At 69.0% G+C, this 9032-nt stretch carries 8 protein-coding genes; 5 read left to right on the top strand and 3 right to left on the bottom strand.

Annotated features, from left to right (window positions below):
- Nucleotides 1-208, bottom strand: a 208-nt coding sequence (locus ABZD10_RS10725) for a hypothetical protein (protein WP_372886421.1), incomplete at its 3' end; no start/stop codon positions are given.
- Between the two features lie 210 nt (nt 209-418).
- Between ABZD10_RS10725 and ABZD10_RS10720 the strand changes: the two genes are divergently transcribed.
- Nucleotides 419-730 carry an ETC complex I subunit gene (locus ABZD10_RS10720; protein ID WP_372886420.1) on the top strand — a complete coding sequence of 104 codons (312 nt, stop codon included), beginning with the start codon at nt 419-421 and terminating at the stop codon, nt 728-730.
- An 88-nt stretch (nt 731-818) separates the two neighbouring features.
- On the opposite strand, the gene ABZD10_RS10715 is transcribed toward ABZD10_RS10720, so the two are convergent.
- Nucleotides 819-2294, bottom strand: coding sequence for an NAD-dependent succinate-semialdehyde dehydrogenase (locus ABZD10_RS10715; protein ID WP_372886418.1), 1476 nt, complete (start codon nt 2292-2294; stop codon nt 819-821).
- Nucleotides 2295-2485: 191 nt separating this feature from the next.
- Between ABZD10_RS10715 and ABZD10_RS10710 the strand changes: the two genes are divergently transcribed.
- Nucleotides 2486-3052 (top strand): cupin domain-containing protein, encoded by a 567-nt coding sequence (locus ABZD10_RS10710; protein ID WP_372886416.1) that lies wholly within the window; start codon nt 2486-2488, stop codon nt 3050-3052.
- A gap of 4 nt (nt 3053-3056) precedes the next feature.
- Here ABZD10_RS10710 and ABZD10_RS10705 read toward each other — a convergent pair whose 3' ends face one another.
- Complete coding sequence (locus ABZD10_RS10705; RefSeq protein WP_372886415.1) at nt 3057-3698, bottom strand: TetR/AcrR family transcriptional regulator; 642 nt, start codon at nt 3696-3698, stop codon at nt 3057-3059.
- A 78-nt stretch (nt 3699-3776) separates the two neighbouring features.
- On the opposite strand from ABZD10_RS10705, the gene ABZD10_RS10700 reads away from it, so the two are divergent.
- The 3 genes from ABZD10_RS10700 to ABZD10_RS10690 form a co-directional block, all read left to right on the top strand.
- The gene (locus tag ABZD10_RS10700) at nt 3777-5399 is read left to right on the top strand and encodes an acyl-CoA carboxylase subunit beta (protein WP_372886413.1); all 1623 of its coding nucleotides are present in this window, start codon (nt 3777-3779) and stop codon (nt 5397-5399) included.
- An 11-nt stretch (nt 5400-5410) separates the two neighbouring features.
- A complete protein-coding gene (locus ABZD10_RS10695; RefSeq protein ID WP_372886412.1) occupies nt 5411-7525 on the top strand; it encodes a biotin carboxylase N-terminal domain-containing protein in 2115 nt (704 codons plus the stop codon).
- A partial coding sequence (locus ABZD10_RS10690) for an acyclic terpene utilization AtuA family protein (RefSeq protein WP_372886411.1) occupies nt 7522-9032 on the top strand: 1511 nt, incomplete at its 3' end. The genes ABZD10_RS10695 and ABZD10_RS10690, both read left to right, overlap by 4 nt.

Here is a 9032-nt window from a genome sequence, read left to right as displayed (position 1 = left end):
GGCGGCGCGGCCGGGGCGCGGCGGGCGGCCGGGCGAATCTTGTTGACCCAGGGTAAAGCAATCGCGGCGCGGGCCCTTTGAACTGCGGCAAATCTGCCGATTTCAGACCCCCGGAAAGCGGGAATTGGTAAGGTTTTGTGGCCGGTTGGGAAATATTCTTGCCGAAAGTGGCTAGCAGGTGAACAAAATGATCGAGGTCGCTTGCCATTTGGAATCCATGCTCGCTATGCTCGGGTCAGCAAGCAGCAGACTTGATGATCGGACAGGCCGCATTTACACCCCTCGCTCCCCGTGGTTTGATCGGTCATCAAGGCTGCTTGCGGCACTTTTTCCCAGGCATTCGGACCCCGCGCGGCCAATCTCTGCTTGCCCGCGTCACGGGAATCCCGGATAAAGCCCCGAGACCAAGGAGATTGCCATGATCGCGCGCATTTACCAGCCCGCCCGCAACGCCATGACCTCGGGTCAGGCCAAGACCCGCTACTGGGTGCTTGAATTCGCCCCCGCCGAAGCGCTGGACATTGATCCGCTGATGGGCTGGGTCGGATCGGGAGACACCCAGAGCCAGGTCAAGATGCGCTTTGACAGCAAGCAGGCGGCACTGGACTATGCCAAGGAAAACGGCATCGAGGCGCAGGTCGTCGAGCCCAACAAGCGCCGGCCCAACATCCGCGCCGGCGGCTATGGCGAGAACTTCGCCACCAACCGCAAGGGCCCCTGGACGCACTGAGCGACCCTTTCGGTCAACCCCTTGTGGGGAAACGAAAAAACCCGCCGATCCGGCGGGTTTTCTTTTGTCTGGAAGGGGGGCGCCGCGGTCAGCGGATCTCGCCCATGCAGAGGTATTTCATCTCGAGGAAATCCTCGGTGCCGTATTTCGACCCCTCGCGCCCCAGCCCCGACTGCTTGATGCCGCCGAAGGGGGCGACCTCGGTCGAGATCAGCCCGGTGTTGATGCCGACCATGCCCGACTCGAGCGCCTCGGCGACGCGCCAGACCCGCGCCAGGTCGCGGCTGTAGAAATACGAGGCAAGGCCGAACTCGCTGTCATTGGCCAGGGCCACGACCTCGGCCTCGTCGGTGAATTCGAACAGCGGTGCCACCGGGCCGAAGGTCTCTTCGCGCGAGACCACCATGTCGGGTGTGACGCCGGTGAGAACCGTGGGTTCGAAGAAGGTTCCGCCAAGCGGCGAGGGCACGCCGCCGCTGTGGATCGCGGCCCCCTTGGCGGTGGCGTCGGCGATATGGTCCTGCACCTTGTCCAGCGCCGCCCGGTTGATCAGCGGCCCGGTGGTGACGCCCTCGGCAAAGCCGTCGCCGATGGTCAGCTTGCGGGTGGCGGCGGCCAGTTTCTCGGCAAATTCGTCGTAGACCTCGGACTGGACGTAGATGCGGTTGGCGCAGACGCAGGTCTGGCCGTTGTTGCGGAACTTGGCGATCATCGCGCCCTCGACGGCGGCGTCGATATCGGCGTCGTCGAAGACGATGAAGGGGGCGTTGCCGCCCAGTTCCAGCGAGAGTTTCTTGATCGTGTCGGCGCATTGCTGCATCAGGATCTTGCCCACGCGGGTCGAGCCGGTGAAGGTGATCTTGGCCACTTTCGGGTTGGCGCAAAGCTCTTGGCCGATCGCCGAGGCATCGGACGAGGGGATGACGTTCAGCACCCCGGCAGGAATGCCGGCGCGTTCGCCGAGCACCGCCATCGCCAGCGCCGACAGCGGTGTCAGCTCGGCGGGGCGGGCGATGAAGCTGCAGCCCACCGCCAGCGCCGGCGCCACCTTGCGGGCGATCATCGCGTTGGGGAAGTTCCACGGGGTGATCGAGCCGACCACGCCGACCGGCTGTTTCAGCACCACGATGCGCTTGTCGCGCTGGTGGCCGGGGATGACGTCGCCATAGATGCGCTTGGCCTCTTCGGCGAACCATTCGACGAAGGAGGCGCCATAGAGGATCTCGCCGCGCGCCTCGGGCCAGGGCTTGCCCATCTCGGCGGTGAGGATGGTGGCCAGGTCGTCGGCGTTTTCCAGCATCAGGTCGTACCATTTGCGCAGCACCGCGCCGCGTTCCTTGCCGGTCCAGGCCGCCCAGTCCTTCTGCGCCGCATGGGCGGCATCGATGGCGGCGGCGGTGTCGGCCACGTCGAGGTCGGTGACATGGGCGATGGTCTCGCCGGTGGCCGGGTTGGTGACCGCGAAATGCCGGCCGGTGTCGATCCAGGCGCCGTTCACATAGGCGCGGGTTTCCAGCAGCGACGGGTCGTTCAGCTTCAGTTTCGCGACGTCGGTGTCGAGCATCTCGGCATCCTTTCCTGCCGCGCGCAGGCGCTGCTGCGGCGGTCTCTTTCGGTGTGATCCCCGGGGGCACGGCCCCTGTGGGGTGTTGAAAGAGCCTATTGCCTTCGTCTATGCTGCGATAGCCTGTTTCTTCGGCCTGCCAAGTCATTGAAACAGAGGGGCGAAAAATTTCATGTTAGCGGATATTCAACATGTCGACATCGGATTACGAGGATCTGGCGCTGGGGGTGCGGCTGCGGGCGCTGCGTGAACAGGCCGGCCTGTCGCAGCGGGCGCTGGCCAAGAAGGCCGGGGTCACCAATTCGACCATCTCGCTGATCGAGTCGGGGCGGATGAACCCTTCGGTGGGGGCGCTGCGGCGGATTCTCGAGGGCATTCCGGTCGGCCTGTCCGAGTTCTTCGCCTATGAGCCCGAGCCCGAGAAGACGGTGTTCTATGCCGCCGAGGAGCTGACCGAGATCGGCAAGGGCGGGGTGTCGTTGCGCCAGGTCGGCAAGACCCTGATCGGGCGGTCGCTGATGATCCTGCGCGAGACCTATGCGGTCAATGCCGATACCGGGCGGGTGATGTATGACCACGAGGCCGAGGAGGGCGGGATCGTGATCTCGGGCCGGGTCGAGGTCACGGTGGGCGACCAGCGCAAGGTGCTGGGGCCGGGGGATGCCTATTACTTCGACAGCCGCACGCCGCATCGGTTCCGCCAGGTCGGGCCCGAGAAATGCGTCGTGGTCAGCGCCTGCACGCCGCCGACCTTCTGAGACCTCAGGCGGCGGGCACGGCCAGCACCCGGCCGACCAGAAAGGCGACCGCCTCGGCCCGGTCGAGGGGCTGGCCGAGTTCGCTGACCCGGAAGGCCCAATGTTCGGCGCTGCCGAAGATCATGTCGCGCAGCATGTCCGGGCGCAGCCCCGGAGCCACCTCGCGGGCGGCGATCAGCGCCTCGAGGCAGGTCTGGAAAACGCGGGTATAGTCGCGGTTGAGATGGCGGAAGGCGGGGGTCATGCTGGCATCACAATAGCGGCCGTAATGGGCGAAGACCCGGACCAGCTGCCAGGAGCGCAGCAGTTCTTGCAGGTGCAGGTCGATCAGCATGGCCAGCCTTTGGCGCGGCGCGGGCTGGCGGGCGGTGATCTCTTGGGCGCGGGCGATCAGCATCGCGTAGTGATCCTGCATCAGCGCATGCAGCAGGCCCTTCTTGCTGCCGAAATGGGCAAAGACCGACCCCTCGGCAATGCCCGCCAAACGGGCGATGTCCTGGGTGCGGCTGTCTTCATAGCCCTGCGCCGCGATCAGCTCGCGCGCCGCATCAAGGATCTTTCGGCGCGTCTGGGTGGCCCGTTTCTGCGGGGCACGGCGTTGGTTTTGCGCGGATTTTTCAGGCGGCGGGGCAGGCGAGGCGGGCATGGGCGACCTTCGGGACGTGACGTTCGGAGTTGATTTTTACACAAAAATGAGTCGAACTCAATTTAAGGAGGCTCGGCCATGACGCTCTTTCAGTCGAAACTGGACACCCGGTCGCAGGACTATGCGCAGAACCGCCATGAGATGCTGGCGCTGGTCGCCGGGCTGGAGGCGCTGGAAGAGCGCGCCCGGGCGGGGTCGGAAGGCAATGCGGCGCGGTTCGCGGTGCGCGGCCAGATCAGCCCGCGCGAAAGGCTGGCGCGGCTGATCGACCGGGGCTCGCGCTTTGTCGAACTGTGCAACCTCGCGGGATACAGCGAGATTCCCGACGACCCCGAGGCGCAGCTTCCGGGCGGCTCGCAGCTGGCGGGGATCGGTTTCGTCTCGGGCACGCGCTGCATGATCGTGGTCAATGACAGCGGCATCGCGGCCGGGGCGCTGAACCTGGCCGGGTCGCGCAAGATCCTGCGCTGCCAGCAGATCGCCTTGGACAACAAGCTGCCGTTTCTGCATCTGGTGGAAAGCGCCGGGGCCAACCTGATGCAGTACCGGCTGGACCATTTCGTCGAGGGCGGCGAGATGTTCGCCAACCTGGCGCGGCTCAGCGCCGCCGGGATCCCGGTGATCACCGTGCTGCACGGCTCGTCGACGGCGGGCGGCGCCTATATGCCGGGCCTGTCGGATCAGGTGATCGCGGTCAGGGGCAATGCCCGGGCCTTTCTTGGCGGCCCGCCGCTGGTCAAGGCGGCGACCGGCGAGATCGCCACCGACGAAGAGCTTGGCGGTGCGGCGCTGCATGCCGGGATCACCGGGCTGATCGAATATCTTGCCGAGGACGACGTGTCGGCGATCGGTGTTGCGCGCGAGGTGGTGGCGCGGCTGGACTGGAACCGTGAGCGGCCGGGGGGCGCCGGGGCGGCGCATGCCGAGCCGCTCTATCCGGCGGACGAGCTGGCCGGGCTGGTGCCGGTCGACTTCCGCCGGCCCTATGATATGCGCGAGGTGGTGGCGCGGCTGGTGGACGGTTCGGATTTTCTCGAGTTCAAGCCGGGCTATGGCGCGGCCACGGTCTGCCTGCAGGCGCGGGTGCGGGGCCGGGCCTGCGGTGTCATCGGCAACAATGGTCCGATCGACAACGAGGGGGCGACCAAGGCCTCGCATTTCATCCAGATGTGCTGTCAGGCCGGCACGCCGATCCTCTATTTGCAGAACACCACCGGCTATATGGTCGGCACCGCCTCGGAGCGGGGCGGCATGATCAAGCATGGCGCCAAGATGATCCAGGCGGTGGCGACGGCCAGCGTGCCGCAGATCACGCTGATGATCGGGGCCAGTTTCGGGGCCGGAAACTATGGCATGTGCGGGCGCGGCATGGGGCCGTCTTTCGTATTCAGCTGGCCCAATGCGCAGGTCGGCGTCATGGGGCCGCAGCAGGCGGCGCGCACCATGTCGATCGTCGCCGAGGAGGCGGCGGCGCGCAGGGGCGTGACCCCGGATGCGGAAAAGCTGAAGGCGCAGGAGGCGCGGATCGAGGCGCTGTTTTCGATGCAGAGCAGCGCCTTTCACAATTCCGGCAAGCTGCTGGATGACGGGGTGATCGACCCGCGCGACACCCGCGCCCTGCTGGGCGAGCTGCTGGCGCTTGTGGCCGAGGCGGCGGCGCGCGAACTGCGCCCGGTGAGTTTCGGCGTGGCGCGGCACTGAGGGGGGGCGGCATGGGCTTTGACACGATCCTGGTGGCCAATCGCGGCGAGATCGCGCTGCGCATCATCGCCACGCTGCGGCAGCAGGGCTATCGCAGCGTCGCCGTCTATTCCGAGGCCGACCGCGACGCGCCGCATGTGGCGGCGGCGGACCGGGCGGTCTGTCTCGGGCCGGCGGACAGCGCGCGTTCCTATCTCGACGGCGCGGCGATCATCGCGGCGGCGCGCCGCACCGGCGCCGGGGCGGTGCACCCGGGCTACGGCTTTCTGTCGGAAAACGCCGATTTCGCCGCAAGCTGCGCCGAGGCCGGGCTGGTCTTTATCGGCCCCGATCCGCAGGCGATCCGCATCATGGGCGACAAGGCGCGGGCGCGGGCGGCGATGGAGGCGGCCGGTGTTGCCTGCCTGCCGGGCGATGCCGGCGCCGATCAGCGCCCCGAGGCATTGGCGCGGGCGGCGGGCGGGATAGGCTATCCGGTGATGCTGAAGGCGGCGGCGGGGGGCGGCGGCAAGGGCATGCGGCTGGTGCAGCGCGCCGAGGATTTCGCGCCGGCGCTGGCGCTGGCCCGATCCGAGGCCGAGGCGGCCTTTGGCTCTGGTCACATGCTGATCGAGCGGGCGCTGGTGGCGCCGCGCCATGTCGAGGTGCAGATCCTTGCCGACCGGCATGGCACCGTCCTTTATCTGGGCGAGCGCGACTGTTCGGTGCAGCGGCGGCATCAGAAGGTGCTGGAAGAGGCGCCGGCGCCGGGGCTGAGTGCAGAATTGCGGGCCCGCATGGGGGCGATGGCGGTGCAGGCGGCCGGGGCGGTCGACTATGTGGGGGCCGGCACGGTCGAGTTTCTTTTGACGTCTTCGGGGGAATTCTTCTTCCTCGAGATGAACACGCGGTTGCAGGTCGAACACCCGGTGACCGAGATGGTGACCGGCATCGACCTTGTGGACTGGCAGATCCGCATCGCGCAGGGCGAGGCGCTGGCCATGGCGCAGGCGGATCTGGCGCCCCGGGGCTGGGCGATCGAGGCGCGGCTTTATGCCGAGGATCCGGCCGGCGGCTTTCTGCCCAGCAGCGGGCCGGTGCTGCGGCTGGAGCTGCCGCAGGGCGCCGGGCTGCGCTGTGACATGGGGGTTGCCGAGGGCGGCGAGGTGACGCCGCATTACGACCCGATGCTGGGCAAGATCATCGCCCATGGCGCAAGCCGCGACGAGGCCCGGCGGCGGCTGCTGGCGGCGCTGCGGGCGCTGGTGCTGTTCGGGCCGGTGACCAATCAGGGTTTCCTGATCCGGGCGCTGGAGCACCCGGCCTTTGCCGCCGGCGCGGTGGCGACCGATTTCATCCCCCGCCATCTGGCGCCGCCCGAGGCGCGCGCCGCGCCCGAGCCCGAGAATGTGGCGCTGGCGGCGGCGCTGCTGTTCACGGCGGTGGCCGAGGCGGAGGAGCCGCGGCTGTCGCGGCCGGCGCACTATCTTTTCGACGGCCCCGGGGGGCCGATGCCGGTGGTGGTGCGGCGGCGCGAGAGCGGCCTTTGCGTCGACTGTGGCGGGCAGTCGCACCGGTTCGCGGCGCTGCGCCATGACGGGCGCCACTGGCAGGGCGAAGCCGGCGGCGAGCGGCTGGCCGGGGCGGCGCTGCTGCGGGGCGGAACCGAGATCTGGCTGGCCCGCGACGGGCAGATTTTGCATCTGGCGGACCGGGCGGGCGGCGCCGGGGCCATGACCGGCGGCGGCGATGCCGGCGCCCTGCGGGCGCCGATGCACGGCCGCGTGGTGGCGCTGGCGCTGGCCGAGGGGGCGCCGGTGCGCCGGGACCAGCCGCTGCTGGTGCTGGAGGCGATGAAGATGCAGCACAGCCTGAGGGCGGCGGCCGAAGGGGTGCTGGCGCGGCTGCTGGTGGCTGAGGGCGATCAGGTCGCGGCGGGGCAGCTTCTGGCCGAGATCACCACCGAACCCGCCACCGATCCCGCCACCGAGAGCAGCACCGAGAGCAGCACCGAGACCGGCACCGAGAGCAGCACCGAGACCGGCACCGAGAGCAGCGCCGAGACCGGCACCGAGAGCAGCACCGAGACCGGCACCGAACCCGCCACCGAGACCGGAACCGAGGCCCGGACCGGAGAGCTGCCATGAGCCGCCGCGTCTCGATTGCCGGGGCCTCGGGCATGTGGGGCGATTCCACGCTGGCCACGGCGCAGCTGCTGCGGGCGCCGGATCTTGATTATATCACCTATGAATGCCTCGCCGAGATCACCATGGCGGTCATGACCCGGGCGCGCCAGAAGGACCCGCAGGCGGGCTATGCCACCGATGTGATCTCCGATCTGATCCCGCGCCATCTGGCCGAGATCGCGCAGCGCGGCATCCGCATCGTCACCAATGCCGGCGGCGTCAACCCGCAGGCGGCGGCGCGGGCCTTGCGCGCCAAGCTGCAAGAGCTGGGACTGCCGCTGAAGATCGCCACCGTGTCCGGCGATGACGCGATGCCGCATCTGGCGCAATTGCGGGCCGCTGGCTTGCGCGGGATCGACAGCGGCGCGCCGCTGCCCGAGGCGCCGATCAGCGCCAATGCCTATCTCGGTGCCTTCCCGATTGCGGCGGCGCTGGCGGCCGGGGCCGATATCGTCATCACCGGCCGGGTGGTCGACAGCGCCCTGACGCTGGGGCCGCTGATCCATGAGTTCGGCTGGGGCGCGGAGGATCTCGACCAACTGGCCCAAGGCGCCTTGGCCGGGCATCTGATCGAATGCGGGCCGCAGTCGACCGGCGGGCTGGTCACCGACTGGGAAGAGGTGGCGAGCTGGGCCGATGTCGGCTTTCCGATCGTGCGGGTGGCGGCGGATGGGGCGTTTCAGCTGACCAAGCCGCCGGGCAGCGACGGGCGGGTCAGCGTCAAGAGCGCCACCGAGCAGCTGCTTTACGAGATCGGCGATCCGGCGGCCTATCTGCTGCCGGATGTGAGCTGTGATTTCACCGGCGTGCAGATCACCCAGACCGGGGAAGACGTGGTGTCGCTCAGCGGTGCCCGGGGACGTGCCGCGCCGGCGATGCTCAAACTGTGCAGTCAGGAGGCGCGCGGCTGGCGCATGCAATGGCTGGTGTCGGTCGTGGGGCGCGATGCGGTGGCGCGGGCGCGGCGCACCGCCGACGACCTGATGACCCGACTGCGCGCGCTGCTGCGCGCTGCGGGGCTGGCGGATTTCTCGGACACCTCGGTGGAGGTTCTGGGCAGCGAGCAGAGCTATGGCCCGCATGGGCGCGCCGGGGCCGCGCGCGAGGTGGTGCTGAAACTGGCGCTGGCGCATGTCGAGCGCGCGGCGCTGGAGCTGGCGGCGCGCGAGATGCCCTCGATCGGGCTGGCGATGGCGCAGGGGCTGTCGGCGGGCGGCGCCGGGCGGCCGCGCCCCTCGCCGATGATCCGGCTCAGGTCGTTCCTGGTGCCGAGGGCGCTGTTCCGGCCGCAGGTGGAACTGGATGGGGTGGCGGTTGCGTTCGCCGACCCGGTCCGGGGGCGCGCGGAGACCACAGGTTCGGCGCCCGACCCCGATCCCGACCCCGATCCGGACCCCGATCCCGACGCCGGCCCCGACCTCGACCATGCGCCGCGCCCGCCCGCCGGGGCGACGGTGACGCTGCCGCT

Source organism: Shimia sp., assembly GCF_041624275.1.
Lineage (GTDB): Bacteria > Pseudomonadota > Alphaproteobacteria > Rhodobacterales > Rhodobacteraceae > Shimia.
This window is presented reverse-complemented; position numbering and strand designations above follow the sequence as displayed.